We start from the raw sequence: 25,629 nt of genomic DNA, 5'->3' as shown, positions 1-25,629 counted from the left end.
TTTAAGCCTCCTGAATCTCTTTTAATCGTTCCTCGGTCAGCTGATACTTCTTATGAAAGAAAATGACACCGATGACAAGGAGCAGAATGGGGAACAGTGTCATCGTCATACGAAGTCCCACCACAGAGCTTCCGGAAGCTCCTGCAGCTGCCACAGCATCGCTGGTATCAGAGCTTAAGTTGCAGAGGTTCAGGCACAGAGAAGCCACTAACGCAGCAACACCGGAAGCCAGTTTTACCACGAAGGTCTGCATGGAGAAAATGACACTCTCGTCTCTGCGATGATTTTTCCATTGACCGTAATCTACGGTATTGGCTAAAAATACGGTGGTCAGTACGGTCAGCATGCCATTGGCGGCAAAGATTAAGAAGCCGGGAATGAATAGTAAAAATACATTACTCATATTCGTAAAACATAAAAGAAGCAATACAGCATATCCGGCAATTGCCATCAGAAAGCTGACGTAGAAGATCCGGATGGTACTCATAAACTTACGAAATAACGGGAACAGAAGCATCATGGCGAGAATCTGTACCGCTCCACCGAAGGTGTTGAATAGTGTATAGGAATTATACCAGGTATCTCCGCCAAAATCGTATTTGAAGAAATAAATTACCAGGTTGGAGGTGGTATAGACCGCGCAGTTGATCAGTACAATGGTAATTACCACTGCCATCGCCTGATCGTTCTGAATTAACGCCTTGAACATCTGACCGATGGAAGGTGCGTCCACATCTACCGTAGATTTTTCCTTGATATTAATACAGGTAATGGCAATAAATATCACGAACAGCACAGCAATGATCAGGGTGAACCGGGAAAATCCGACACGCTCTTCTCCTCCGCCCAGGGCATTGACACAAAGCATGGTGATCACGGTGATGATGGCAGAGCCGACACCGGCGCAGGAACGTCCCAGCGTAGACAATCCTTCACGTTCTTTTCCGCTGTGAGTAAATGCCGGTATCATGGACCAGAAGGGAATATCCATCATGGTATAGGTCACGCCCCAGAGAATGTAAGTGACTGCCGCATAAGCTACCAGTCCATTGCCATCCAGTGCAGGTGGTGCCGAGAACATCAGATACAGAACAACGGCATTGGTCACTGTGCCGATCATCAGCCAGGGGCGGAACTTCCCCCATCTGGTCCTGGTCTTTGCCACGATGACACCCATGAAGGGATCGTTAAACGCATCGAATACTCTTGCAACCAGCAGAATGATACCCATGGCTACGGCGTTCACGCCTAAAATATCCTGATAATAATACAAAATATAGCTGGCAGACAGCATGTATACCATATCCTTGCCTACCGCACCCAGTCCATAAGAAAATTTTTCTTTTCCACTTAAACCCATAATGTAACCCTGATCCTTTCTTTTGAAATCCTTTGAAATCCTTTGAAATCTTTCTCTCAAATGAAACCATTAAATCGTTATATCATAAGCTCACGAATTCGTGCTATCGCACTCTACATCCTGCTTCGCAGGATATTCGTTCGCTAATGAGCCCAGAAAAACAAATGTCTGCTTTGCAGCCACTTGTTTTTCCTTGAGGCTCATTAAATCTTAATCTGAAAAGGTATCCGTATTTCCCCTGCCGTCTGTGACTGCAACAGCAAAGCTCCCCGACCGGATCTTCCCGTACTCTTAACATAAGTTCCACCCATGCCTCCCTGTAAAGCAATGGTGTCAGGTCCGATGATGGAGATGTCACCTTCCGTAATCAGACGAACCGGCTCCTGATAAAAGGGAAGCACATTTCCATGGTCATCCACTGCACGGATCCGCACCAGTGCCACATCATAGCTGTGCTGTTCCGTCAGAATGGTATGATCCGCTTCTGCTTCCAGCCGGATTTCGCGAACCGGTTCTTTGGTGACGGATTTTACGACTTTGCCGTCTTTGATAGCGTCAAACCGGTATATGGTAGCCGTACCGCCCCAGTCACCGATGTACTTCGTATACAGTCTGGTCACTTCCGCAAAATCGATATGATAGATCAGAAGCAGTTTTAAAGCCGTAAGATATAATCTCTTTGGAATGTGGTTCAGGCTTCCTCGCGCTACGAGATTCATGGCATCCGTGATCTCCTTGGCATGTTTCGGACGGAATCTTTCGTTCTGTGCAAGAGAATCTCCGATAAAATCATCGATCAGGATGGGACCGTGCTTTAAGTGCTTATAAGGTGACATTCCCGGCAGATATTCCTTGATAAAACGGTCGTTTTTGTACATCTTCACGCTGTCTGCATTGGACAGAATGTAGATGTTGCCGCGGTTACAGCCGGGATGCTCTCCGATATCCATGGAGGAAGTGATCTCCAATACAGGAGTCTGTTCCTGCTCACAGGCATAGATATTTGCTGCCAGCTTCGGATTCCGGAACATATCCATGACACCATGATAACAGATCCGGTCACCGCTTCCGAAGTCTTTGTGGGTGTTGTAGTCGAACATGCACCAGCCGAAGCTTCCGGCGATATCGGACTGACCTGCCACAGCATCCAGTACATTGGCGTGGCGGATGGCATGCTCACTGCGGCGCTCTTCGTTGTCAAAGGCCTTTGTGGGATACATATGCCCGTTGTACTCACTGATCAGATAAGGCTTCTCCATATCGGATGTGACTTTTTTCTTTGGATCACAGCCGGGCATCTCACCGTCGTGCAGAAAATCATTATACGTATAGACATCTTCTAACAGATGACTTTTTTTCATGGCACGGACACCACCGGTAGGTCTTGATGGATCCAGCTTATGTGCCACGGCATTGGTCTTTTCGTAAAAAGCATCGTCATCCGGTGACTCATTGATGCGTATTCCCCATAAAATGATGGATGGATGATTACGGTACTGTCGGATCATGTCTTCGGCATTTGCAACCGCCTGTGCTTTCCAGACATCATCTCCGATATGCTGCCAGCCGGGGAATTCTGTGAATACTAAAAGTCCAAGCTCATCACAGCGCTCTAAAAAATAATGGCTCTGGGGATAATGGGAAGTCCTTACGGCATTTAAACCCAGCTCCTTTTTCAGAAGATCCGCATCCAGCTTCTGCATACTCTCCGGCATTGCATATCCCACGTAAGGGTAGCTCTGGTGGCGGTTTAAACCGCGGATCCGCAACTTCCTGCCATTAAGATAAAAGCCGTCCTTTTTAAATACTGCTTCCCGGATACCAAACGTGGTCTCTGTCTCATCCAGGAGCGTATTGTCCTGATATAGCTGTGTCTTTAAAATATAGAGATTGGCTTCTTCAGTGTCCCATAACAGAGGATCGGTAATTGCTGCCGTAAGAGCAATCTCCTTGTCACAGTTAGTATCTGCAGAAACGGTTTGTTCGCACAAAAAATTCCAGGATCCCTGGCCGGCTGCGGTACTTTTCGGCATGTAATACTGTCGGATGGTCACGTTCCCATTACTTTCCGTAAGCGTGATCTCAGAGGTGATCTGCGCTGTCACGGGAGACGATCTGAAATCTATCGCTGTATGGACGAAGATATCCGAAAGGGAGACTTTTTCCTTTACTTCCAACCGGACATCCCGGTAGATACCGCCATAGGTCATATAATCGATCACATAGCCAAAAGGCGGAACGTTTAAATTCTCTCTGCTGTCTAAGCGGACACAGAGCAGATTATCCTGTCCATAGAGTACATTGTCTGTTAAATCTACAGTAAATGCAGTGTAACCGCAGTGATGCTCGCCCACCTTTTTCCCATTACAAAATACAGTACTGTCATGGGCAGCTCCCTCAAAAGTAAGCAGGATCCGTTTTCCCTGCCAGTCCTTTGGAATCAGGAGATGGCGCCTGTATCCGCTGACCATCTGGTAGAGGGATTCGTCAAAATAATGAAACGGGGTTTCCTTACAGGTATGCGGCAGACGTATCGGCTGCAGCGTGTTTTCAGGATATTCCGGTGCCATTAAACTGTCCTCAAACTGTTCAGTGAACAGCCAGTCGTCGTTTAAGTAAAGTCTATGTGTCATAAGTTCATCTCCCTTTTTGTCTGCGTATTTACTGCCTCTGTGTGATTCCGTACATGAGAATATTTACGACCTCGTTTAAGGCGTCCACGTAAGTCAGATGATTCTGTGCGAGGATATCTCTTTGGAAAAACTGCTCAATGGAGGCTTCCAGCATCATTTTCACCAGGCAGATGGGAACCGGGCGGATACTGCCCTCTGCCATGCCTGTCTCGATCAGCTGGATCGTAGGCTCCCAGCCGGTCTCTAAGCGAAGCTCCACTTTATGGTAGATCTTAGGATATTTGTCCCGGAGGGAATAGAGCTTTCTGAGGTCAATATTCTGATAGCCTTCCGGCAGGACGCCTAAGATGCGCTGTAGCTTTTCGATGGTTCCCAGCGCAGGATCCGTCAGGATCATCTGCTCGCTTTCCTTGATCGAATCAAAAATATAATCTACCATGGCAAGAAACAATGCTTCCTTATCGTCATAGACGGTGTAGATGGTTTTTTTGCTGATGGAAAGTTCCTTTGCCAGGTCATCCATCGTGAACTTCAGCCCTTTCCGATCGAAGACACGAAGGGTGGCATCCAAAATGTTTTTTTGCAGAGCATCTGTGGTATCCATAGGTTTTCCTCCGTCTTTAGATTAGAATTGTTTCTGTACTTCTTTGGAAACTCAAATACAAAATCGCGTTTCCTGTGATAAAAGAGTAGCATTTTAACAGGGAATATTCAAGAAACGTTTTTACCAAAAAGAGTTTCCTAAAATTGTGAAATATAACAAAAAACCAGCCAAACGAGTGTTGACTGGTTTAAGAAGGTCTCATATTTTTTTCCATTGTTCTGCCAGGGTGGGATGGGACTTTTTACGGGTGATCTCCACTAGACCAAGTGGTGTCATATCCACGATCCGGGGATGCTGAGGATCCTGTGCGGTCAGCATTTTCAGGTATTCCAAAAGTTTTTGACGATTTTCCTTTTCTGCTATATTGATGAAGTCTACAATAATGATACCGGACAGATTCCGCAGACGCAACTGTCTTGCAACCTCTTCTGCCGCTTCGGCATTGACCTGATAATAGGTCTCTTCTCCCATCTTCTTAGATTCATTTTTGCCGGAATTGACATCGATGACTGTCATGGCTTCCGTGGGCTCAATGACCAGATATCCGCCGCATTTCAGCCAGACTCTCGTATCCAGTGCCTCATCCATCCCCTTTTCGAGAGAATATAAAAGACGCAGGGAAATGGCAGGATCATCATACAACCGGAGGTTCTTCTGCTGTAAAAGCGGATGACTGCTTTCAGAAAGCTTGTGGAAGATCTCAGGGTCGTCCGTAAGGACTTCACTGTATTCCGATGGATCTGCCAACTGTTCCAATGCCTCGTAGATGGCTTCAGAAGGCGCAAGAAGACAGGTGAGGCATACTTTATGGATTGCCTGATTTAAAAGGCTCTGAAGGGCTTCAGATGCGCTCTCAGGGGTGGCTCCGTTTTTAACAAGCTGTTGCTTCATCCGGGAAGGATCTGTGGTAACGGAAGCCCGCTTTGTCTTCTGGGCATCTCTGGTGACCATGACCACCAGTTCATCTCCGGCTTTTAAGCTTCCGTCCGGCTGTCTGTTGGTTAGATATGCCGTACCTGCTTCCCGCATTGGCAGAAAGCATAGTTCCCCGGGGGCAATCTCCACGAAGCAGGCATCGATGTTTTTCGCCACATTCTGTATTTTTCCAAGGTAGATTCCGCCAAGCTTACTGGCATTCGAACGAAGCACCCGCACAGCGGCAATTCCGCCAGAGTTCACAAGTAATGCCACATTTTTATCCCGAAGCTTCGTAAAGATCATTTTCCCGGTAGTACAGTCAGTGCTCTTACGGATCTCGTTTATTTCTTTTTCTCTTGCCGGTCTGCCGCCGGTGAGACTGCGGCTCATTCGGTATCTCCGGAAGCCGCGTTGTAAGCTTCTTCGCTGTCATAACCGATGGCGTCTAAGGGAAGCAGTTCTCCGGCATCGCTTCTTAAATAGGTCTCTTCTCTGTTGACCATAAGGGCATTCTCAGGGAGGGGGTCTCCATTTTCCGCAAATAATGCCTCCACTACCTGAATGGGCTTGATATTGCCGGCGCTGGATGCATCTACCAACAGATACAGGCTGTTACCATCCACGGCTTTCAGCTCATAGATGCCTTCTTTTAAATTGATTTCCCGGCTGCCTTTTTTGGTCTCCTTGGTGATCAGGATCTCGTCCTTTTTAAGGAAGCGTTCCACTGCAGGTGCCAGATCAAAATGAGGACCTCTGCCCTCCCGGAAGGTTACGGTATATCCGGCGGCAGCCACACTTGCCATGGCATTGCCCGCCTTATCCGGCAGGATCTTCACGGAAGTGATCTCAATGCCGGGTACAGATGCGGCATTGAGCCGTGTCTTAACATCCTCGCAGGAAGTCAGGGAATGCACCTCCAGATCCATATATTCTCCGTTGCTGGTCAGTCCCACGCCTAAGGGTGCGGCAAAGGACATGATCTGATGGGGGCTGAAGCCTCCGGTATAGGCTACGTCCAGTTCTGCTCTGCGATTGGCTTTCTGGAAAAAGCGCATTACATCCAGATGACCGATAAAACGTACCGGTCCGTATTTTTTGAATTTAATTCTTAATTTCATAATTTCTGTCAGATTTCTATGCGGTCTTTCTTGAAAGACCTGCAATTCCCTTTCTTCTTATTCTTCAACATTCAATAACGTGCCATAAGGGTGTGTCTCGTACGATCAGTCTCTGGGCTCTACGCAGATACCGCAGCCGAATCTGGCGGCACCGCAGCCCTGACATGCCTGTTTGCAGTTCGGTGAGATCGTCTCGTTTTTCGCCTTCTGCCATTCTCTCTCCAGGAAAGAACGGGAGACACCGCAGTTCAGGAAATCCCAGGGCAGGATCTCGTCTAAAGGACGTTCTCTGTGGGAATAGAAATCCGGATCCAGACCGCAGGCAGCGAAGGCTTCCATCCAGACATCATTGTGAAAGTATTCGCTCCAGGCATCGTAGAAGCATCCCTTGTGATAAACATATAAAAGCACCTGGGACAATCTTCTGTCGCCTCTGGCCAGCACACCTTCTAAGACGCTGACATCCGCTTCGTGCCAGTTGTACTTGATACTCTTCTGGTTCAACTGCTCGGAGATGGCTTTTCTGGTCAGATACGCCTTTTCCACGAATTCTTCCTTGGTGCACTGGGGTGCCCACTGGAATGGTGTAAAGGGCTTCGGTACGAAGAAGGAAGTACTGGTAACGATCTGTACTCTGCCGTTGACACGTTTCTCCTTTGGCACCGTATCGAAGAAAGTGGCTGCGATCTTATTGGACAGCTCGGCGATGCCGCGGATATCCTCCTCGGTCTCGGTGGGATGTCCCAGCATGAAATACAGCTTGACTCTGGTCCAGCCGCCCTCGAAAGCCAGCGCAGAACCCTGAAGGATCACTTCCTCAGTGAGTCCTTTATTGATGACATCCCGCAGTCTCTGGCTGCCGGCCTCCGGAGCAAAGGTCAGACTGGATTTTTTCACATCCTGCACCTTACTCATGACATCCAGGGAAAAGGCATCAATACGTAAGGACGGCAGGGAGATATTGATATGTCTCTTGTCACATTCTTCCATCAGGAAATCGATCAGCTCCGGCAGTTTGCTATAATCACTGGAGCTTAAGGAACTTAAGGAGATCTCCTCGTGACCGGTATTTTTCAGCATTTCCATGGCGTATTTTTTCAATACTTCCACATCGCGCTCTCTGACCGGACGGTACAGCTGCCCAGCCTGGCAGAAACGGCATCCGCGGATACAGCCTCTCTGAATCTCTAAGACCACTCTGTCCTGCGTGACCTTAATGTAAGGTACCACGGGCTTCATAGGATAAAAGCTGTCGGTCATATCCGTCACCAGTTCCTTGCGGATCGTAGCGGGAATCCCTTCTTCCGTAGGCCGGAAGGAAGCAATGGTGCCGTCCTCGTGATAGGTGGTCTCATAGAATCTGGGAACATACATACCTGGCAGCTTCGCAGCACGGCGTAAGAATTCCTCTCTTCCCACCTTCTCTTCTCTGCACTTTTTATACAGATCGATCAGTGGACGATACTGGGTCTCGCCTTCACCAATATAGAAGATATCGAAAAAGTCTGCAATGGGTTCCGGATTATAGGTGCAGGGACCGCCACCGATGACAATGGGACAATCATCCCCACGTTCCTTTGCAAGCAGCGGGATCTTCGCCAGATCCAGAACCTGCAATATATTCGTATAACACATTTCGTACTGGATGGTGATTCCCAGAAAATCAAAATCCTTTACCGGATCCTGGCTCTCCAGGGCAAACAGAGGGATATTTTCCTTACGCATGATGGCATCTAAATCCACCCAGGGAGAATAGACTCTCTCACACCAGACATCGTCCCAGGAGTTGAGCATGCCGTACAGGATCTGAATGCCCAGATGGGACATGCCGATCTCGTAGACATCGGGGAAGCACATACAAAAACGGACATCTATATTATTTAAGTCCTTCACCACCGCGTTTACTTCGTTGCCGATGTAACGGGCAGGTTTTTCAATCTTCATCAGAATATCATCGCTTAATGCTAATTTTTCGTTCATAACTACCTCAAATGATTATTATAATGATCTCTCTCAAGTTGCTAATAACTATTCAATACATCATTATACCTTAAAAAAAACAGTTCTGCCAGTACCAAAAGGTACATAAATATAAACTGCAAAGCATGGTCATGTAGGGAGGGATATTTTTGGAAACATTGGATGATAAGAATACAGCACAACTGCTGCAGCAAATGCGCAGACAGACAGAAATAAGGCCGGAGCAGGAAGAATCCAGTGGTTCCGGTTGTTCTCATACCGGGACTTTCAGAATCCGTCTTGCTCTGGCCGGAGTATTACTGCTTACAGTGATATTGCTGGACCGGGAAAATAAAAGCTTTGCCGGTCTGTCCATGGATCAGGTGCTGTCTTACGTTACGGAGGTAGATTACGGAACATATATCGCGACCTGGATGGAAAATGCGGTTAACGATTTGCAAGCTCTGTAGTGATTTCTTCCCAGGTGACATCTTTTTCTGCCATCAGGACCATCATATGATACAGGAAATCACTGATCTCATATTTGACCTCATTGGGGTTGGGATTTTTGGCAGCGATCACAATCTCAGTCGCCTCCTCGCCCAGTTTCTTGAGAATCTTGTCAATGCCCTTGTCGAACAGGTAATTGGTATAGGAACCCTCCTTGGGGTGGACCTTGCGATCCTTGATCACATCGAATACTTCCTCGAATACCTGTAAGGGGTTGCTGCTTTCTTCGTAATCCTTTTTTGTGATCTCGTTAAAGAAACAGCTCTTGCTGCCGGTATGACAGGCAGCACCGATCTGTGATACCTTAGCAAGGATTGTGTCCATATCACAGTCAGCCACCAGTTCCTTCACATACTGGTAATGTCCGCTGGTGAGACCCTTCAGCCATAGTTCCTGTCTGCTCCTGCTGTAGTAAGTCATTTTACCAAGCTTCAGAGTCTGTTCATAAGCTTCCTCATTCATGTAAGCCATCATCAGAACTTCCTGGGTACGGTAATCCTGCACGATAACAGGTACCATGCCGTCACTGTTTTTCTTGAAATCTTCCCACTTGTAAGCAGCCTGGAAGGATTCAATGGGAATATCATTTTCCCGGCACAGATCCTTCAAGGCAACGATTTCTTTCACATTGTCATTGATGGTATTACCGGTGACACCACATACATTTTCATATGCGAAGATCTCTAACAGCTTGTTTAATGCTACCTGATTGATCTGCACAAAAAAGGGAAGGGACAGAATACTCTGCGTCTCCCGGATCTGGTGAGGATTCATCAGGATCATGGCAGAGATATACTTTTCAATTTTATCTTTATGTAATTCCAGAACGGCGGGATCATTATAGGAGATCAGTATCTTTTCCTTGCCAAATTTCAGGGAGACTTCTTCCGTGATCTCAATATTACTCTCTTTCTCATAGTCGAGAACCGCTTTTTTACATCCGGCATAAAGTAATTTCTTAATGTCCTCCATGCGCTTTACATTGCCGGCACCGATGACATCCACTTCCGCTTTGGCGCAGATTTCCTTGATGATGTCCAACGCTGCCTCATGCTCGGCGTCTACTTCGGACATATCGAATACGATCAATTCATCTGCATTGTGTTCACAATAATAATCTGCCAGACGTACCGGGTCGGTATCCACGATGGTGGTATCCGTAAGATTTCTTACCGCATGCTCATGATATAAATAAATACAGGGAACAAATTTCTTGATGATCATAGTAATCCTCACGTTTTCTATGCCTGCAGGGTACGGACCACAGGCACGTATTTTTTACAGACTTCCTTTGGTACTTAATACATCCGTTACCTTCGGATTATAGGAAACGGCCTGATCCAGTGCTTTGGCAAAGGCCTTGAATATTGCCTCGATCATGTGATGATTGTTACCGGAGGACAACATTTTGATATGTAGATTCATTCCGGCACTATAAGATACAGCATAGAAAAATTCTTTCACCAGTTCGGTATCCAGTTCACCTACCTTGGGCACCGTGAATTCACATTCAAAATTAAGATAAGGGCGACCACTTAAGTCAATGGCACACAAGGCAAGCACTTCATCCATGGGCAGGATAAAATAACCGTAACGGTTGATTCCTTTCTTATCTCCCACTGCCTTTTTGATGGCTTCGCCTAAGACGATACCGGTGTCCTCCACCGTATGGTGGCCATCCACCTGTAAGTCTCCCTTTACCTTGCAGTTCAGATCAAAAAAGCCGTGTCTCGCAAAGCCATCCAGCATATGGTCAAAAAATCCGATGCCGGTAGACAGATCTGCTTTTCCGCTGCCATCCAGATTCAGGGTAATGGCAATATCGGTCTCTTTTGTTGTTCGGTTCACAGATGCTTTTCGTTCCATAGTATCTCCTAATCTTCAAATCTCACTTTAATACTGTTTGCGTGTGCGGTCAAGCCTTCGCTTTTTGCAAAGGTCTCGATCTCGTTATGTACTTTCTCCAGAGCCTGTCTGGAATAAGAAATGATACTGGTTTTCTTGATGAAATCATCTACATTTACCGGTGAGAAAAATCTTGCGGTACCGTTGGTAGGCAGGATGTGGTTCGGACCTGCAAAATAATCTCCTAAAGGCTCGGAAGCATACTCTCCTAAGAAAATGGCACCGGCGTTGCGGATACGTGTCATGGTGTCAAAAGGATTTTTCGTAATGATCTCAAGGTGCTCGGAAGCAATGGCATTTGCTGCATCAATGGCATCTTCCATACTTTCAGCCAGTAATATATATCCGTAGTTATCCAGTGATTTCTGAATAATGGGCGCACGTTCCAGTACTTTCACAAAACCATCCACCTCTTCAGATACCTTCTCAGCAAGCTCCTTAGAAGTCGTGATCAGAATAGCACTTGCAAGTTCGTCATGCTCTGCCTGGGACAGAAGATCTGCCGCAACATATCTGGGAGTTGCGGTCTCATCCGCCAGCACCAGAATTTCACTTGGGCCGGCAATGGAATCAATGCTGACATAGCCGTACACCGCTTTTTTGGCAAGTGCTACGAAGATGTTACCGGGGCCAGTGATCTTGTCTACCTTTGGAACAGACTCTGTGCCGAAAGCCATGGCTGCGATGGCCTGTGCTCCGCCAACCTTATAGATGGTATCCACACCGGCAATATCTGCGGCTACCAGAGTCCCGGGATTGACTTTTCCATCTTTTCCGGGAGGGGTGGTCATAATGATCTCATCTACACCGGCTACTTTCGCAGGGATCACATTCATCAATACACTGGAAGGATAAGCGGCTTTTCCACCGGGAACATAGACACCCGCCCTCTCAATGGCGGTGATCTTCATACCTAAGATTGTACCGTCGGGCTTGGCATCGAACCAGCTGTTACGAAGCTGCTTCTGGTGAAAAGCGCGGATGTTCTCTGCGGATTGACGGATCACATCGATCAGGTTTTCATCCATCTGCGTATAAGCCTCCGCAATCTCCTCCTTCGTGACACGAATGTTTTCTGCGGTTAAAGTAAACTTATCGAACTGCAGGGTATAATCGAATAAAGCACTGTCACCCTCGGCACGAACTCTGTCAATGATCTGATTCACGGTGCTTTCGTACTGAGAGTAGTTATTCGGACTTCTCTTTAAGAGGTCGTTCAAAATACTCTGTTTTGATTCTTTATCCAATGCTACGATTCTCATAACGGTACTCTCCTAATCAATATGCTGTGATTTATCTGCTCTATTTTCTGATTAATCTGGTTACGACTGTATTTTTAACTGCTCGCGGATTGCCCCCACCAGTTTGCGGATACGGTCGGCTTCCATCTGCATGCTTACCGGATTGACGATCATGCGGGCGGACAAAGGACATACCTCTTCCAAAACTTCCAAACCGTTTTCTTTTAAGGTGGAACCGGTCTCCACAATATCCACGATGACATCGGATAACTCTACCAGAGGACCTAACTCCACAGAGCCATTTAACTTGATAATGTCTACTGTCTGATGCTTTTTATTGTAAAAATATTCTCTGGCGATATTAGGGTATTTGCTGGCTACCCGGATCCTCTCATGATGCTTTAAAAGTTCTCCTGCGGAAGAGGGACCGCAGACACACATACGGCATTTGCCAAAACCAAGATCCAGGACTTCATAAACATTACGATTTTCTTCCAAAATCGTATCTTTACCGACCACACCGATATCCGCAGCACCGTATTCGACATAAGTGGGAACATCGGGGCTTTTAGCCAGGAAAAAGCGCAATTTGTATTCTTCATTGACAAATATCAGTTTTCTGGTGTCTTTATCTTTCATTTCGTCGCAGGTAATACCGATCTGCTCGAAAAGTTCCAGTGTCTTTTTTGCAAGTCTGCCCTTTCCCAGAGCAAACGTAAGATATCTTTCTTCACTCATTACTGGTCTGCCTCCTCGTTCTCGGTGATTTCGGGGGAAAGTACGGTGGGAATGCCTTCTTTACGTAATTTTGCAGCCTCAGCAAGCTTTACCAGATAATCCGTCTCGTCTCCTGCCCGGTAATACATAATTTTGCCGGAAGCGGGAACATCAATAACTACTTTCTGACGGGATAAAGCCTCCAGCAGATCATCAATAACGATGACAAAACCGATGGCTGCCGTATCTTTACCGAACTTTCTAAGCAGGTTGTCATAACGACCGCCTTTTACCACGGCATCACCGATGCCATAGGTATAAGCCTTAAAAACAACACCGGTATAATACTGATATTTGCTCAACATTCCGAGATCAAAGGTAATATATTCCGCTACACCATATTGCTCCAGGCGTTTTTTTAATTTCTCGAGTCTTGCGATCGCCTGTAAGGAACGTTCATTTTTCACCAGTGATTTGGCATCCTCCAGAGATTCTATGTTTTCAAACATATCCGCCAGCTTTAATAAAATGCTGTGATAAGGTTCCGGAATCTGCTTCTGTTCCAGAAGTTCCTGCGCAGCGAAAAAATTCTTGCCGGAGATGCAGGAACGGAGTTCTTTTTCCGTATCTTCATCCAGACCTGCTTCTTCACAGAGGCCACGGAAATAGTCCACTTCTCCTATGGTTACCTGAAATCTTGTCAGTCCTGTGCTCTTCAGCGCTTCGATCACCATACTGATGACTTCCGCATCTGCCTCCACCGAAGGATCACCGATGAGTTCCGCTCCCATCTGGGTCACTTCTTTTAATTTACCCTGCAGATTGGATGTGTTGGTAAAAGTATTGCCGTTATAACTGAAGCGAAGAGGAACCTTCTCTTCCATGAAATATTTGGCTGCACAACGGGCAATGGACGGGGTAAAGTCCGGTCTCAACACCAATGTATTTCCTTCCTTGTCAAAAAACTTATAAAGCTCTTTGCTGGGAGTGGTTCCGATCTCCTTGGAAAATACATCGAAAAATTCAATGGAGGGTGTCTGAATATCTTCATATCCAAAACAATGAATAGCATTCTGCAGCTTCTGCTCCACAGCCAGTTTCCTGGCATATTCTTTTCCGTAAATATCCCGGACACCTTCCGGGGTATGTAAAAGTCTGTTGTTCATAATAACATCCTCTGCTTTATATGCTTTTATATACTTTAGTAAGCTAACGTGCTACCATAGTAGTACGTGAAACTATTTGTAGTATACTAGGTGGCTTCTCCGATGTCAAGAAATTTATTCTTCCCGATCTTCCAGATCTTTTTTCAAAATGTCCAGATAGGGAACCAGAATTCCCTGATGCTTCGGAAGAACATATTCCGGATTTAATTCTTCGAACCGAAAGCTTTTCCGACCGCCTTCCTGTGCTCTATCCCAGAAAAACCGGAGCATTTCATAAGGCAGATAGTATAACAGGTCCTTATGACTGTAGAAAATCAGAAAAAAAGCAATGCCACCCTGTTTTTCAAACTGCCGCATAAATTCTACCTGGTGAGGATGAATATTCTGCAGGGAAAAAGTATCCACGGCACATTCCTTGGCATCAAAGCATACAGGGATTCCCTGCACGGCACCGATGTAGTCTACGGTACTCTTCTGTTCGAAAAAAGCCAGTGTGATCTGCCGGCTGTTTTTATCCATTTTGATGGGGGTAATAGGAGTAGGAATCTTCTGTATCAACGCCAGTCCGGCCTCCGCGTATTTTTCATTGGTACGGTTGACCATGTCTTCCAGTGTGGATCCCCGGAGTCCTCTCGTATTCCATGTTGCCATTTGTTAGGGCTCCTTTCTAACAGGCACTGTCAGGAGCCAGATTCAGAGCCTGTAAGATTTCTGCAAATTTATGGGGAAGTGGTGCGGTAAAAGTCTGTCCGCTTACTTTGGCAAGAGGTCCTTCTGCCTCTTTCGGAAAACAGATCCTTCCGGCATGCAGAAGCTGATGATGCAGAGAGTATTCCGACTGCATTCTCCTGTTTAATTTGTTGTCTCCGTATTTGGTATCTCCTAACAACGGATGCCCGGTGCCGGCCAGGTGGGCACGGATCTGGTGTGTCTTGCCGGTGAGCAGTTCTACGGTTAACAGCGTGAAATCTCCTGCCACGGCATTTGGCATATAAATGGTACGGATATAGGAAGCCTCAGCGGGAGCCTCCGACGGATCAGCATAAACCTTTACGGTATTGGTACTTTCCTCTTTATACAGATAACCCTCCAGGGTACTCTCCTGTACGATTTTGCCCTTGCAGATTGTCTGATAATATTTTTTTACCGTACGATCCTTGATGATACGGCTGAGAGCCTGGGAACCGGATAACGTCTTACCACATAATACGATTCCGCTGGTATTGCGGTCCAGGCGGTTACAGACGGATGGATGAAAAGTGGCGAGATCGGCCTCAGTGATGGCATCCGTAGCCAGCAGATGTCCGATCAGCCATTCATTCAGGGATAGATCCTCCGGTTTCGCCTTCTGCGTCAGAACCCCGGCGGGTTTATTCAGCAACAGAATATCTTCATCCTCATAGAGAACACTGATATCCTTTAGGGAACGGTAAGCTTTACGGTAGTCAGAAGTGGTTTCTCTATTCTCGGTGCCGGACAGCGAGGCAAACGTTTCCTCCGAGAAAAAGCATTTTATCTCGTCTCCTTGGGCAAGAATTTCTTTTCCTTCTGCTTTTTTCCCATTCAATGTAATATTTTTTTTGCGTAACATCTTATATAAAAATCCGGTACCGGCGTTTGGAAATGCTTTTTTCAGAAATTTGTCCAGACGTTGGCCAGCCTGATTTTTACCAATGGTGAGTTGCTGCATAAAAATCCCTCTTTTCAAAAGTATTTTACAGAGATACGCTTTTTAATGTCTGACAGATTCCGCCTGTCAGTTCCGGCTGTGCGGGAAGGTCTTTTAACTGTTCACATCTCTTCAGATACTTGTCAAGATCATGAAAAATTTTTACAGTGACTTCTCTGTAATTATCCTTTTTCAGGATATCCTGAATGTGTTTATAAAAAGCCTGTTCTGCGAACTTCGGATCGGACGTGTATCCGCAGAGAGTGTTGCCGCAGATGGTCATGTGATGAATCTCATAATTTTTCTCATAGGAGGTAAACACCATATCATAGAGTCCGGTAAGGCCGTCGGTATGTGCGGCAATCTGCGCAGCATCCTGTTCGTTACATCCCTTATAGCGTAAGAACATAAACATCTCCACCAGACTTTTGCATGCCGGAAGACATCCCAGTACCGCTACGATGGTCAGAAGATTCTCCCGACTGCCGGTAGTGACCCATCCGGCAATAAACAGAGACAGGGAAATGGCAAAATAAAGCACCGTTCGTAAAATTTCATAATTTTTCTGGGTGCGGAGATATCCGCTGGTCCCTTTGTAGGCATCTGTGGAAAACATTCTTTTGAATTGCATTAAAATTTACTCCTTTATTCGTAAGTGTTTGATTTCTTCTTCAGTCAACGCCCGGTAATCTCCTCTGGAAAGAGCAGGATCCAGGGACAGCGAGCCGAAACGGATACGTTCTAAAGTAAGTACCTGATTACCTATGGCCTGCAACATGCGTTTTACCTGATGAAAACGCCCCTCGTGAATGGTCAGCAACAGGTCTCCGTCTTCGGTAAGTACGGCTTTCGCCGGAGACGTCGGTTTGTCGTCTCCGATTTCAAGACCGGATTCCAGACGGTGGATATCTTCTGCGGAAAGCGGCTTTTCCGGCCTTACACGATATGTTTTATCCACATGCTTTTTCGGCGACAACAGATCATGGGCCAGAGCACCGTCATTGGTTAAGAGCAACAACCCGGTAGTATCTTTATCCAGACGTCCTACCGGGAACAGCTCCTTCTGCTCCGGTACCGTCAGGAGACTCACCACGGTGGGTGCAGTATTGTCATTGGTGGCGGATACGACGCCCTCCGGTTTATTTAACATGTAATAGACATATTTTTGATAATGGATTTCTTTCCCCTGACAAATGACAATGTCGGTATCTTCATTGACCTTTGTCTCCGGTTTTTTGACTATCTGACCGTTTATCGCCACTTGTCCCTTTTTGATGTATTCCTTTACCTGGCTTCTGGTGCCTATATTATTATCACATAAAAATTTATCCAATCGCATGGACACTGGTCTCTTTCTTAAGACTTAAAATTCTTTTTCCGGCATATAGTATACAAACTCTGCAAGGCAGTCTGCTATGAAAAAAATATCCGGAATCTGTTTTTTTGTTGTAATGACCTGCTGCATCCTGACACATTCTTCCTTAAGCCTTGCATATGCTGCCTTGGGCCTGGAACTTTGGTATGAAAAAATGGTGCCGGTGCTTCTTCCGTTTATGATCCTGTCGGGAACATTGATCCGCATGGGACTGGTAAATAGTCTGATCCGACCGGTACAACCTTTGTTTGAAAAAATATTTCGTCTGTCCGGACCTGGAACCTATGTGATCCTGATGGGATTTCTGTGCGGATTTCCCATGGGAGCCCGTACCATTGCTGATTTTCGCGACAGACAGGAACTTTCTGTAACGGAAGGACAATATCTGCTGTCCTTCTGTAACAATCTTGGACCGGTATATTTTCTTGGATTTGTTCTGCCTCTGCTGCACCGGGAATCAATACTGCCCTATTTATTCGGAATGTATGGTATTCCACTGGGGTACGGTATCCTTCTGCGTTATACAGTATATCGCAGGAAAATACCGATGTCACAGACAATTTTCACAGTGTCAGCCGGTGGAACACCTGTTATGCCGTTATTGGAAGCATTGGATGAAGCAGTGTATGCTGCCGGCAGAAATATTTTACAGCTGGGAGGTTATATGATCTTCTTCAATCTGCTGAATCTGCTGCCGGGGATCTTTCTTCCGGATGGTCGTGTCTGTGCTCCGCTTTTGGAGATCAGCGGAGGGTTAAGCATATTGGGGGATCGATGGCCTCTTTATACGTTATTGCTGCTACCTGCCGGAGGACTTTGCTGCCTGGCCCAGACCGGAAGCTGTATCCGAAATACCGGTTTATCTCTGACCGGATATTTTTTTCATAAAATGTTTCTTACCGGACTTACAGCACTTTATTATCTGGGATGGTTCCTGTTGCGCCCGGACACATTTCTGCGCTGAGCCTTCCGTCTGCGTTTCCGGTGCCTGCTCTGTTGGATCTGATACAGTAGAAAGACCATCAGAAGTAATACCACCAGAACGATACATATGACCAGAAACACTCCGAAATTTACTTCCTTTTTGCCTTCAGAGGATGCTCCTGTATTCCCGGCGGCATCAGCCATGGTGATCACCGAACCGTAAGCGTCGGTCACCTGGGGGTCCGATATGCGGGAAGCCGCTGCCTCTTCTGCAGCCAGGCTTTCCTGTCTTGCTTCTTCCGCAGCCTTCTCCTGATCGACAAAAGGCTTGGCAAAAGTAATCGGTTCACTTTCGGTAAACAGATCCGCCTGGTTATATCCACGCACCGTGATTACCGGGGTTTCTCCCTTAGTGAAGGACAGGGAAAAGGTAAAAGTATCTGGATAAGTGCCGGCCATGATATCCAGATCCGGCCAGGGGATCAGTTCGGAATAAGTCTTCCCTCCATCGGTACTGTAATCATAATACATCATGGGACAATCGTAGTCCGTCGCGGTCACTTCCAATGTGACCTCTCCGGTGTCGTAATCCGCATTTTGCAATGTCAGTACACAGACATCCGGTTCAGTCTGATCACGGATCGTAGCGGGAAGAATGGATTGCAGAGATACTTCCGGAAGATTATTCGCTTCATTGCTGTAATCTACCCCCAGACTTGTGCTGGATAATCCAAAATATCTGGCAACGGATAATGCATCCTCTCTGCCGAAACGTTTCCAATCCTCTTCGGTCTGGCAATAAGGGGTATCACGACTTTCGTCGACATGACAGTGCTCAATGATAGCGGAAGGAATTGATCGGGCGGTGCACTCCCGGATGATTCCGTAATAATCGTCTCCATTATTTTTTAATTTTGTCTTGACGCCGCGGAGGAACAGTCCCATATCTTTCATCTGTTGCATCTGTTCCCAGCCGAATTGATAGCCGTAGGCATTGTATGGCTGTACGGAAGAGATCCATACTTCGGAACCGAACAGGTCATGATCCACGGATGCATTGTAATGAATACTGAATAAAAAATCCGCATTCCGCTCTTCAGCGAACTGTGCCCGGTCTGCCAGAGAAAGATTGACATCTTCCGTATGGGTCAGGTAGACATCCACATTATCATATTTCAGTAATTCTTCATACATTGCCATGGCGGTAACCATGGTCATTTTTTTCTCCTGGACAATGCCTTCCAGGGTTCCTTCATTTTCACCACCGTGTCCGGGATCGATGACAATGGTAACCCTCTCTCCGGTCTCCTGTGCTCTCGGAGCCGCAGCAGCTTCCAGCGAACTGCAAAAAAAACAGGCTGTGACAAGACTGACCGTACAGATCATTGTCCTGACAAACAGCCTTTTTTGTTTTTTACTAACTTTCATTATGTCAATTCCTTTATTTTTAAAAAACCAGCTTTCGGCAGAAAACTGGTTTTATGATTACATTACATTTAAATCATCACTGGCCTTGTCAGCGTTGTCTATACCCTCTAAGTCTTCATCTACCGGATGGAGTTCACTACGGTTAGACTGGATAATATCCCGATACTGATTCAGATTGCCGATCAGGGTATCATAATTGGAACTGGCCTGCTGTGTGGAAGCGGATATGATATTTTCCAGATGAGCCAGCATATCATCCATATACTGCATTGCCTGGGATTTTAATTCATTGGCTTCAATGGTGGCATTGTCCAAAATCTCCTGTGCCTGTTTACTGGCCATGGTGACCACCTCGTTGGCCTGGGCATATGCCTGCTGCATAATTTCATGTTCATTGATCAGTTCGTTGGTATGAACGGTTGCTTCATTGATCAGAGCTTCTGCCTTGGCCTTGGCATCGTTCAGAATTGCCTCTTTGTTGCTGATGATCTTCTGATAACGTTTGATCTCATCCGGTGTCTTCATGCGCAGTTCCCGCAACAATTCATCGATTTCATCCTTATTAACAATGATCTCGGTACTGGACATGAACTTAGGCTTACAGCTCTCAATATAATCTTCTATTTCGTCAATTAATTGTTCGATTCGACTGCTCATGAAACTCTCCTTATTTACACATTGCGATTGTCTGAAAGCTTTTTCTGACGATATTTTTCGTAAATCAGATCAGCTACAAAATCCGGAACACAGGGTGTGATGTCTCCGTCAAAGCTTGCAATCTGCTTGATGGCAGAGGAACTTAAATAAGCGTATTCCAGACTGGTTGTTAAAAAAACGGTATCGATTTTGCCGTGGGAAAGCATCCGGTTGGTCTGGGCCATCTGCAGTTCGTACTCAAAATCCGTAATGGCACGCAACCCCCGCACAATGACATGCAGATCCTTTTCCTGTGCATAATCTACTAATAGGCCGCTGAAACTGTCAATCTGCACATTAGGCAGATCTTTTGTGGCTTCTTCTAGTATCTTAACACGTTCCTCTACAGAAAACAACGGTGTCTTTTCTTTATTATTCAAAACACTGACAATTAAAACATCAAATATTTCCGAGGCCCGGCGGATGATATCCATATGTCCGTTGGTAATAGGATCAAAGCTTCCGGTATAAACAGCCCTTTTCATAAAATCTCCGTTCTGCAATTATTTCCTGCGAAGAAATACATGCTTGTTGGTTTTGTATTTTTTTTCACGGGTTACTTCAAACCCAAGCTCCTCTACATAAGAAAAATCCGTATGCAGAGAGGCCTCCACGAGGATCAGTGTTTCCTCTGATACATATTTTGCATAACGCAGCTGTTCCAGAACTCTGCGTTCCTGCTCCTGATCGTAGGGTGGATCCATGAAGATCACATCTACATGTTTTTCGTAGATGCCGGTCAGCCCGGCACAGGCATCCTGCTTTAATACGATAGCACGATCTTTCATTTTCGTAAATGCCAGATTATCCTCGATACATGCTAATGCCTTCGGGGCATTTTCGATAAAATATGCTTTTCTGGCACCGCGGCTCAATGCCTCAATACCAATGCCGCCGCTTCCGCTGAAAATATCCACGAACACACAGTCCGGAATATAAGTCTGCAGCATATTAAAAAGAGTTTCTTTGATCCGGTCGGTTGTGGGTCTGGTATCCATGCCCTCCGGGGTCTTTAACGGCAGACTTCTTGCGGTTCCTGCAATTACTCTCATATGTTTTCTTCTCCGTTTCTCTATACTCTGACCTTGGTTCCCTTGCTGTCACGCTTGCCGAGCTTCAGATTGTTTAAGACAAGTTCTTTTCCCTTGTATTCAATGGTGGTTTCCACGGCGTTTTTGGTGTAATACACATTTTCCACCAGATCGCCGTCGGATAATTTCATACCGCGGACACCGATGGCCCCTTTCTTTTTCTCAGGAATCTCATCTACAGCAAAACGAAGGAAAAATCCGCCCTTTGTCTGCAGCACAATGTTCCGCTGGTCCGTGAGTGCTGTTACACTTACGAGGGTATCTCCTTCCGCCAGTTTGGTGGCTGCAACCGTACGCTTGGTTACGTCAAACTCTCCGCCGTCCACTACTTTTAGCATGGATTCAGCAGTGGCGAAAATTACCTGACATAAGTTCAGTTCCTTCTGACTGGTGATATAGATTAGCTCTTCTTTGGCCTGACTGAAGTTACTTACATTATCGATAGGCACACCTTTGTCACGGAATTTGCCGTAAGGCAGATCCAGTACCTTGACGGTATGCATCTGACCGGTATTGGTAAACAGACAGATACGTCCGGTGTTTTTACAGGTGAAGACGTATTTATTCTCTGCATCCGCGGCTTCTTTATTCCGTTCATAAGTAGACAGGTCGATGGTTTTTGCGTAACCAAAACGGTCCATCAGGAAGACCACGTCCATCTCTTCCAGTTCTTTTTCTTTATAAACAGCTTCTTGGCCGTTCTCGATGACCGTCTTACGAGGATGGCTGTATTCCTTTTTGAATCCATCCAGTTCATTCATGATGACCTGTGCCATGGAATCTCTGCGATCCAGTATGTCTTCGTAGCGATAGATATTCGCCATGGTCTCTTCGTGCTCGTTGATCAATGCTTCCAGTTCCAGACCGATCAGCTTATACAGACGCATCTCTAAGATAGCGTTCGCCTGTTTCTCGGTGAACATCAGCTGGGCTGCCATGATCTTTGACTCTTTGGACTTAAACTTGATCCCGTCCACCTTGCCTTCTACGAGGCAGGCCTTCGCCATGGCTCGGTCTTTGGAACCACGTAAGATTTCGATGACAAGATCGATCACATTGCAGGCCTTGATCAGTCCTTCCTGAATCTCCTTGCGCTCCATTTCTTTGGCAAGCAGATTGGTATATTTTCTGGTGGCTACTTCAAACTGGAAATCCACATTCGACTTGATGATCTGCTTTAAGCCCATGGTCTCCGGTCTGCCGTTTGCAATAGCCAGCATGTTCACACCGAAGGTATCTTCCAGGCGGGTTTTTTTATAAAGCATATTTACAAAGTTCTCGGGATCTGCATCCTTACGTAATTCAATTACGATACGAATGCCCTCCTTGGAGGACTGGTTGGAAATATCTACAATATCCTGGGTCTTTTTGGTCTCGGACAGAGCTGCTACATCGGATAAAAATTTTGCAATATTGGCTCCGATCATGGTATAGGGAATCTCAGTGATCACCACGTTGGTCTTGCCGGCTTTTCCTTTCTGGAATTCTACCTTGCCACGCAGCTTGATCTTACCGGTTCCGGTCTCGTAGATCTCTTCCAGTTCATCCTTATTAATAACGATACCACCTGTGGGAAAATCCGGTCCTTTCAGATAACGCATCAGTTCTTTTGTCGTGATCTCGTTATTCAGCATATACGCTTTTACAGCATCAATAACTTCACCCAGATTGTGAGGTGGAATGCTGGTCGCCATACCTACGGCAATACCCTCCGAGCCATTGACTAAAAGGTTGGGAATTTTTACGGGCAGTACGGAAGGTTCCTTTTCCGTTTCGTCAAAATTCGGTACAAAATCTACGACATCCTTATCCAGGTCAGCCAAAAATGCTTCCTGGGTGACTTTCTGCAGTCTTGCCTCGGTATAACGCATGGCAGCGGCTCCGTCTCCTTCGATGTTGCCGAAGTTGCCGTGACCGTCGATCAGAGGCATGCCCTTTTTGAAATCCTGGCTCATGACTACCAGTGCCTCATAGATGGAACTGTCGCCGTGGGGATGATATTTACCCATGGTATCACCTACGATACGGGCACTTTTACGGTAGGGACGGTCATAACGGATCCCCAGCTCGTGCATATCGTAGAGAGTTCTACGCTGTACCGGCTTCAGACCGTCTCTGACATCCGGCAGGGCTCTGGCAATGATAACGCTCATGGCATAGTCGATGAAGGATTTCTGCATCTCCTCGGAGTATTCTGTTTTTATAATTCTGCTGTCGTCCATTTCTGGTCCTCGTCTTTCTGACATTACATTTCAGGATCTTATGATACTAGATGTCTAATTCCGCATCTGTAGCGTGATCATAAATAAAGGCTTTTCTGGGTGGTACATCCGTACCCATGAGAAGCTCTGTCATCTCGGAAGCCATGCGTGCATCCTCAATCTCCACTAATTTTAACAGTCTGCGTTCCGGATCCAGTGTGGTCTCCCACAACTGTTCGGCATCCATCTCACCCAGACCTTTGTATCGTTGTAAGGTAAAGGGCCCTTTATGGGTCTTACGGTATTTTTCCAGTGCCTTGTCATCGTATAGATATTTTTCTTCTCCCTTGGAGGGCATTGCTTTGTATAAGGGAGGCATTGCTATGTACACATGCCCTTCGAAGATCAGGTCAGGCATGAAACGGTAAAATAAGGTAAGCAACAATGTGGAAATATGGGCACCATCCACATCGGCATCCGCCATGATGATGATCTTGTCATAGCGCAGCCTGGTAATATCAAAATCATTGCCGTAACCCTCGGAAAATCCGCAGCCGAATGCGTTGATCATGGTCTTGATCTCTGCATTTGCCAGGACCTTATCGATGCTGGCTTTCTCCACATTCAGAATCTTACCTCGGATAGGCAGGATCGCCTGATACATACGATTTCTCGCTGTCTTGGCACTGCCGCCCGCAGAATCACCCTCTACGATGAAGATCTCACATTTGGAAGGATCTCTGGACTCACAGTTTGCCAGTTTCCCGTTGGAATCAAAGGAGAACTTCTGCTTTGTCAGCATATTGGTCTTTGCCTTTTCCTCGGTCTTACGGATCTTGGCTGCCTTTTCCGCACAGCCGATAATGCTTTTCAGGGTCTCTAAATTACGGTCAAAAAATCTTATGATTTCTTCTCCGGTTACTTTTGCCACAACTTTTGCGGCATCCTGGTTGTCCAGCTTGGTCTTGGTCTGTCCTTCGAACCGGGGATCCGGATGTTTGATGGATACGACGGCAGTCATACCGTTACGAACATCCGCACCGGTAAAGTTGGCATCTTTTTCTTTTAAAATGTTCAACTCACGGGCATAGGTATTGATCACATTGGTGAACTGGGTCTTGAAACCCGTCAGGTGGGTACCGCCCTCGGAGTTGTAAATATTGTTACAAAAACCCAGGACATTTTCATGGAATTCATTTACATACTGAAATGCCACTTCCACAGAGATCCCGTCACTCTCACCGGAGAAATAGATCACATCATGAACCGTCTCTTTGGAACGGTTCATGTCTTTGATAAAGCCGATGATTCCCTCAGGCTCATGGAATGTGACTTTTTCAGGTTCTTCTTTTCTCTTATCTTCAAAAATGATCGTAAGCTTCGGATTCAGATAAGCGGTCTCATGCAGACGACTCTTTACTTCATCTTCCTTGAAACGTGTTTTATCGAAGATAGTATCGTCCGGCAGAAAGTTAATGGTGGTACCGGTCTCCCTTGTCTTACCTACGATGGGAAGCAGACCGTCTACCAGATCCAGAACGGGATTCCCCCGTTCATAGCGGTCTTCGTAAATACAGCCACCGGTCTTGACTCTTACTGTCAGTCGTGTAGACAGAGCATTTACTACAGAGGAACCTACGCCGTGCAGACCGCCGCTGGTCTTATATGCGGAATTGTCGAATTTACCGCCGGCATGCAGAGTCGTAAATACCAGACGCTCCGCGCTGATCCCTTTTTCGTGCATACCCACGGGAATACCACGTCCGTTATCTTCTACCGTGGCGGAGCCGTCCGCTTCTAATGTTACTTTTATCGTATCGCAGTATCCGGCCAGATGCTCGTCCACAGAGTTATCTACGATCTCGTAGATCAGGTGGTTCAGACCCTTGGTGGAGACACTGCCGATATACATTCCGGGTCTCTTTCTTACCGCTTCCAGTCCTTCCAGGACGGTAATACTTGAGGCGTCATAATTATTGTCTTTTGCCATGAAATGGAACTCCTTATCAACACATTATTGTCTTAAGTATACCATAGATTTTGTGTTTGGAAAAGTAAAAAATACAAGGGATGGGGGAAACAGATAAGATAATGAAAACTCCCGGAATACTACT

At 46.2% G+C, this 25,629-nt stretch carries 23 protein-coding genes; 2 read left to right on the top strand and 21 right to left on the bottom strand.

Annotation, left to right across the window (positions count from 1 at the left end; all coding sequences use genetic code 11):
- Window position 1: 1 nt before the first annotated feature.
- The 6 genes from H9Q77_RS08205 to H9Q77_RS08180 form a co-directional block, all read right to left on the bottom strand.
- Window positions 2–1,360, bottom strand: a complete 1,359-nt coding sequence (locus tag H9Q77_RS08205; protein ID WP_119623710.1) for a glycoside-pentoside-hexuronide (GPH):cation symporter — start codon at window positions 1,358–1,360, stop codon at window positions 2–4.
- 203 nt (window positions 1,361–1,563) lie between these two features.
- Window positions 1,564–3,993, bottom strand: a complete 2,430-nt coding sequence (locus tag H9Q77_RS08200; RefSeq protein WP_249327109.1) for a glycoside hydrolase family 2 protein — start codon at window positions 3,991–3,993, stop codon at window positions 1,564–1,566.
- Between the two features lie 28 nt (window positions 3,994–4,021).
- The gene (locus H9Q77_RS08195; RefSeq protein ID WP_118550363.1) at window positions 4,022–4,597 is read right to left on the bottom strand and encodes a TetR/AcrR family transcriptional regulator; all 576 of its coding nucleotides are present in this window, start codon (window positions 4,595–4,597) and stop codon (window positions 4,022–4,024) included.
- Window positions 4,598–4,795: 198 nt separating this feature from the next.
- Window positions 4,796–5,905: a ribonuclease E/G gene (locus H9Q77_RS08190; RefSeq protein WP_249327108.1), complete on the bottom strand. Its 1,110-nt coding sequence runs from the start codon at window positions 5,903–5,905 to the stop codon at window positions 4,796–4,798.
- A complete protein-coding gene (locus H9Q77_RS08185) occupies window positions 5,902–6,633 on the bottom strand; it encodes a TIGR03936 family radical SAM-associated protein (protein ID WP_249327107.1) in 732 nt (243 codons plus the stop codon). Before H9Q77_RS08185 ends, H9Q77_RS08190 begins: the two co-directional genes overlap by 4 nt.
- 105 nt (window positions 6,634–6,738) lie before the next feature.
- Window positions 6,739–8,613, bottom strand: coding sequence for a TIGR03960 family B12-binding radical SAM protein (locus H9Q77_RS08180; protein WP_249327106.1), 1,875 nt, complete (start codon window positions 8,611–8,613; stop codon window positions 6,739–6,741).
- Window positions 8,614–8,762: 149 nt separating this feature from the next.
- On the opposite strand from H9Q77_RS08180, the gene H9Q77_RS08175 reads away from it, so the two are divergent.
- On the top strand, window positions 8,763–9,062 hold the full coding sequence (locus tag H9Q77_RS08175; protein WP_249327105.1) for a hypothetical protein: 300 nt from the start codon (window positions 8,763–8,765) through the stop codon (window positions 9,060–9,062).
- Here H9Q77_RS08175 and hisIE read toward each other — a convergent pair.
- The 9 genes from hisIE to H9Q77_RS08130 form a co-directional block, all read right to left on the bottom strand.
- Window positions 9,040–10,326, bottom strand: a complete 1,287-nt coding sequence (gene hisIE / locus H9Q77_RS08170) for a bifunctional phosphoribosyl-AMP cyclohydrolase/phosphoribosyl-ATP diphosphatase HisIE (RefSeq protein ID WP_249327104.1) — start codon at window positions 10,324–10,326, stop codon at window positions 9,040–9,042. The two genes, H9Q77_RS08175 and hisIE, sit on opposite strands and share 23 nt — an antisense overlap.
- A gap of 54 nt (window positions 10,327–10,380) precedes the next feature.
- Window positions 10,381–10,968, bottom strand: a complete 588-nt coding sequence (hisB, locus tag H9Q77_RS08165; protein WP_249327103.1) for an imidazoleglycerol-phosphate dehydratase HisB — start codon at window positions 10,966–10,968, stop codon at window positions 10,381–10,383.
- Window positions 10,969–10,976: 8 nt separating this feature from the next.
- Entirely contained in the window at window positions 10,977–12,269 is a 1,293-nt protein-coding gene (gene hisD / locus H9Q77_RS08160; RefSeq protein ID WP_249327102.1) for a histidinol dehydrogenase, read from the bottom strand.
- A 60-nt stretch (window positions 12,270–12,329) separates the two neighbouring features.
- Complete coding sequence (hisG, locus tag H9Q77_RS08155) at window positions 12,330–12,986, bottom strand: ATP phosphoribosyltransferase (RefSeq protein WP_249327101.1); 657 nt, start codon at window positions 12,984–12,986, stop codon at window positions 12,330–12,332.
- Window positions 12,986–14,131 carry an ATP phosphoribosyltransferase regulatory subunit gene (hisZ, locus tag H9Q77_RS08150; RefSeq protein WP_118547648.1) on the bottom strand — a complete coding sequence of 382 codons (1,146 nt, stop codon included), beginning with the start codon at window positions 14,129–14,131 and terminating at the stop codon, window positions 12,986–12,988. Before hisZ ends, hisG begins: the two co-directional genes overlap by 1 nt.
- 114 nt (window positions 14,132–14,245) lie before the next feature.
- Window positions 14,246–14,782: a Holliday junction resolvase RecU gene (locus H9Q77_RS08145; RefSeq protein WP_022155057.1), complete on the bottom strand. Its 537-nt coding sequence runs from the start codon at window positions 14,780–14,782 to the stop codon at window positions 14,246–14,248.
- A 16-nt stretch (window positions 14,783–14,798) separates the two neighbouring features.
- The gene (locus tag H9Q77_RS08140; protein ID WP_249327100.1) at window positions 14,799–15,821 is read right to left on the bottom strand and encodes an RluA family pseudouridine synthase; all 1,023 of its coding nucleotides are present in this window, start codon (window positions 15,819–15,821) and stop codon (window positions 14,799–14,801) included.
- Between the two features lie 25 nt (window positions 15,822–15,846).
- Window positions 15,847–16,431, bottom strand: coding sequence for a hypothetical protein (locus H9Q77_RS08135; RefSeq protein WP_249327099.1), 585 nt, complete (start codon window positions 16,429–16,431; stop codon window positions 15,847–15,849).
- A gap of 6 nt (window positions 16,432–16,437) precedes the next feature.
- On the bottom strand, window positions 16,438–17,139 hold the full coding sequence (locus H9Q77_RS08130; RefSeq protein ID WP_148446805.1) for a pseudouridine synthase: 702 nt from the start codon (window positions 17,137–17,139) through the stop codon (window positions 16,438–16,440).
- Between the two features lie 76 nt (window positions 17,140–17,215).
- Between H9Q77_RS08130 and H9Q77_RS08125 the strand changes: the two genes are divergently transcribed.
- Window positions 17,216–18,139 (top strand): nucleoside recognition domain-containing protein, encoded by a 924-nt coding sequence (locus tag H9Q77_RS08125; protein ID WP_249327098.1) that lies wholly within the window; start codon window positions 17,216–17,218, stop codon window positions 18,137–18,139.
- Here H9Q77_RS08125 and H9Q77_RS08120 read toward each other — a convergent pair.
- Genes H9Q77_RS08120 through H9Q77_RS08095 form a run of 6 tightly spaced genes read right to left on the bottom strand, consistent with a single transcriptional unit; the run spans window position 18,094 to window position 25,505 of the window.
- The gene (locus H9Q77_RS08120; protein WP_249327097.1) at window positions 18,094–19,527 is read right to left on the bottom strand and encodes an N-acetylmuramoyl-L-alanine amidase family protein; all 1,434 of its coding nucleotides are present in this window, start codon (window positions 19,525–19,527) and stop codon (window positions 18,094–18,096) included. The genes H9Q77_RS08125 and H9Q77_RS08120 overlap by 46 nt on opposite strands.
- 57 nt (window positions 19,528–19,584) lie before the next feature.
- Complete coding sequence (locus tag H9Q77_RS08115; RefSeq protein ID WP_022155063.1) at window positions 19,585–20,184, bottom strand: hypothetical protein; 600 nt, start codon at window positions 20,182–20,184, stop codon at window positions 19,585–19,587.
- A gap of 14 nt (window positions 20,185–20,198) precedes the next feature.
- Window positions 20,199–20,708 (bottom strand): pantetheine-phosphate adenylyltransferase, encoded by a 510-nt coding sequence (coaD, locus tag H9Q77_RS08110; RefSeq protein WP_118547657.1) that lies wholly within the window; start codon window positions 20,706–20,708, stop codon window positions 20,199–20,201.
- A gap of 18 nt (window positions 20,709–20,726) precedes the next feature.
- On the bottom strand, window positions 20,727–21,275 hold the full coding sequence (gene rsmD / locus H9Q77_RS08105) for a 16S rRNA (guanine(966)-N(2))-methyltransferase RsmD (RefSeq protein WP_118547642.1): 549 nt from the start codon (window positions 21,273–21,275) through the stop codon (window positions 20,727–20,729).
- A 20-nt stretch (window positions 21,276–21,295) separates the two neighbouring features.
- The gene (locus H9Q77_RS08100) at window positions 21,296–23,536 is read right to left on the bottom strand and encodes a DNA gyrase/topoisomerase IV subunit A (protein ID WP_249327096.1); all 2,241 of its coding nucleotides are present in this window, start codon (window positions 23,534–23,536) and stop codon (window positions 21,296–21,298) included.
- Between the two features lie 46 nt (window positions 23,537–23,582).
- Window positions 23,583–25,505, bottom strand: coding sequence for a DNA gyrase/topoisomerase IV subunit B (locus H9Q77_RS08095; protein ID WP_249327095.1), 1,923 nt, complete (start codon window positions 25,503–25,505; stop codon window positions 23,583–23,585).
- Between the last annotated feature and the right edge of the window lie 124 nt (window positions 25,506–25,629).

This window comes from Simiaoa sunii (genome assembly GCF_014337175.1).
Lineage (GTDB): Bacteria > Bacillota > Clostridia > Lachnospirales > Lachnospiraceae > Acetatifactor > Acetatifactor intestinalis.
Note: the sequence above shows the minus strand (reverse complement) of the source record. Positions and strands in the feature narration are given on the sequence as shown.

What these genes read in the sequence shown, in the direction of transcription:
- H9Q77_RS08205 (WP_119623710.1), bottom strand. Translation starts at nt 1,360, where the DNA reads ATGGGTTTAAGTGGAAAAGAAAAATTTTCTTATGGACTGGGTGCGGTA.
- H9Q77_RS08200 (WP_249327109.1), bottom strand. Translation starts at nt 3,993, where the DNA reads ATGACACATAGACTTTACTTAAACGACGACTGGCTGTTCACTGAACAG.
- H9Q77_RS08195 (WP_118550363.1), bottom strand. Translation starts at nt 4,597, where the DNA reads ATGGATACCACAGATGCTCTGCAAAAAAACATTTTGGATGCCACCCTT.
- H9Q77_RS08190 (WP_249327108.1), bottom strand. Translation starts at nt 5,905, where the DNA reads ATGAGCCGCAGTCTCACCGGCGGCAGACCGGCAAGAGAAAAAGAAATA.
- H9Q77_RS08185 (WP_249327107.1), bottom strand. Translation starts at nt 6,633, where the DNA reads ATGAAATTAAGAATTAAATTCAAAAAATACGGACCGGTACGTTTTATC.
- H9Q77_RS08180 (WP_249327106.1), bottom strand. Translation starts at nt 8,613, where the DNA reads ATGAACGAAAAATTAGCATTAAGCGATGATATTCTGATGAAGATTGAA.
- hisIE (WP_249327104.1), bottom strand. Translation starts at nt 10,326, where the DNA reads ATGATCATCAAGAAATTTGTTCCCTGTATTTATTTATATCATGAGCAT.
- hisB (WP_249327103.1), bottom strand. Translation starts at nt 10,968, where the DNA reads ATGGAACGAAAAGCATCTGTGAACCGAACAACAAAAGAGACCGATATT.
- hisD (WP_249327102.1), bottom strand. Translation starts at nt 12,269, where the DNA reads ATGAGAATCGTAGCATTGGATAAAGAATCAAAACAGAGTATTTTGAAC.
- hisG (WP_249327101.1), bottom strand. Translation starts at nt 12,986, where the DNA reads ATGAGTGAAGAAAGATATCTTACGTTTGCTCTGGGAAAGGGCAGACTT.
- hisZ (WP_118547648.1), bottom strand. Translation starts at nt 14,131, where the DNA reads ATGAACAACAGACTTTTACATACCCCGGAAGGTGTCCGGGATATTTAC.
- H9Q77_RS08145 (WP_022155057.1), bottom strand. Translation starts at nt 14,782, where the DNA reads ATGGCAACATGGAATACGAGAGGACTCCGGGGATCCACACTGGAAGAC.
- H9Q77_RS08140 (WP_249327100.1), bottom strand. Translation starts at nt 15,821, where the DNA reads ATGCAGCAACTCACCATTGGTAAAAATCAGGCTGGCCAACGTCTGGAC.
- H9Q77_RS08135 (WP_249327099.1), bottom strand. Translation starts at nt 16,431, where the DNA reads ATGCAATTCAAAAGAATGTTTTCCACAGATGCCTACAAAGGGACCAGC.
- H9Q77_RS08130 (WP_148446805.1), bottom strand. Translation starts at nt 17,139, where the DNA reads ATGCGATTGGATAAATTTTTATGTGATAATAATATAGGCACCAGAAGC.
- H9Q77_RS08125 (WP_249327098.1), top strand. Translation starts at nt 17,216, where the DNA reads ATGAAAAAAATATCCGGAATCTGTTTTTTTGTTGTAATGACCTGCTGC.
- H9Q77_RS08120 (WP_249327097.1), bottom strand. Translation starts at nt 19,527, where the DNA reads ATGAAAGTTAGTAAAAAACAAAAAAGGCTGTTTGTCAGGACAATGATC.
- H9Q77_RS08115 (WP_022155063.1), bottom strand. Translation starts at nt 20,184, where the DNA reads ATGAGCAGTCGAATCGAACAATTAATTGACGAAATAGAAGATTATATT.
- coaD (WP_118547657.1), bottom strand. Translation starts at nt 20,708, where the DNA reads ATGAAAAGGGCTGTTTATACCGGAAGCTTTGATCCTATTACCAACGGA.
- rsmD (WP_118547642.1), bottom strand. Translation starts at nt 21,275, where the DNA reads ATGAGAGTAATTGCAGGAACCGCAAGAAGTCTGCCGTTAAAGACCCCG.
- H9Q77_RS08100 (WP_249327096.1), bottom strand. Translation starts at nt 23,536, where the DNA reads ATGGACGACAGCAGAATTATAAAAACAGAATACTCCGAGGAGATGCAG.
- H9Q77_RS08095 (WP_249327095.1), bottom strand. Translation starts at nt 25,505, where the DNA reads ATGGCAAAAGACAATAATTATGACGCCTCAAGTATTACCGTCCTGGAA.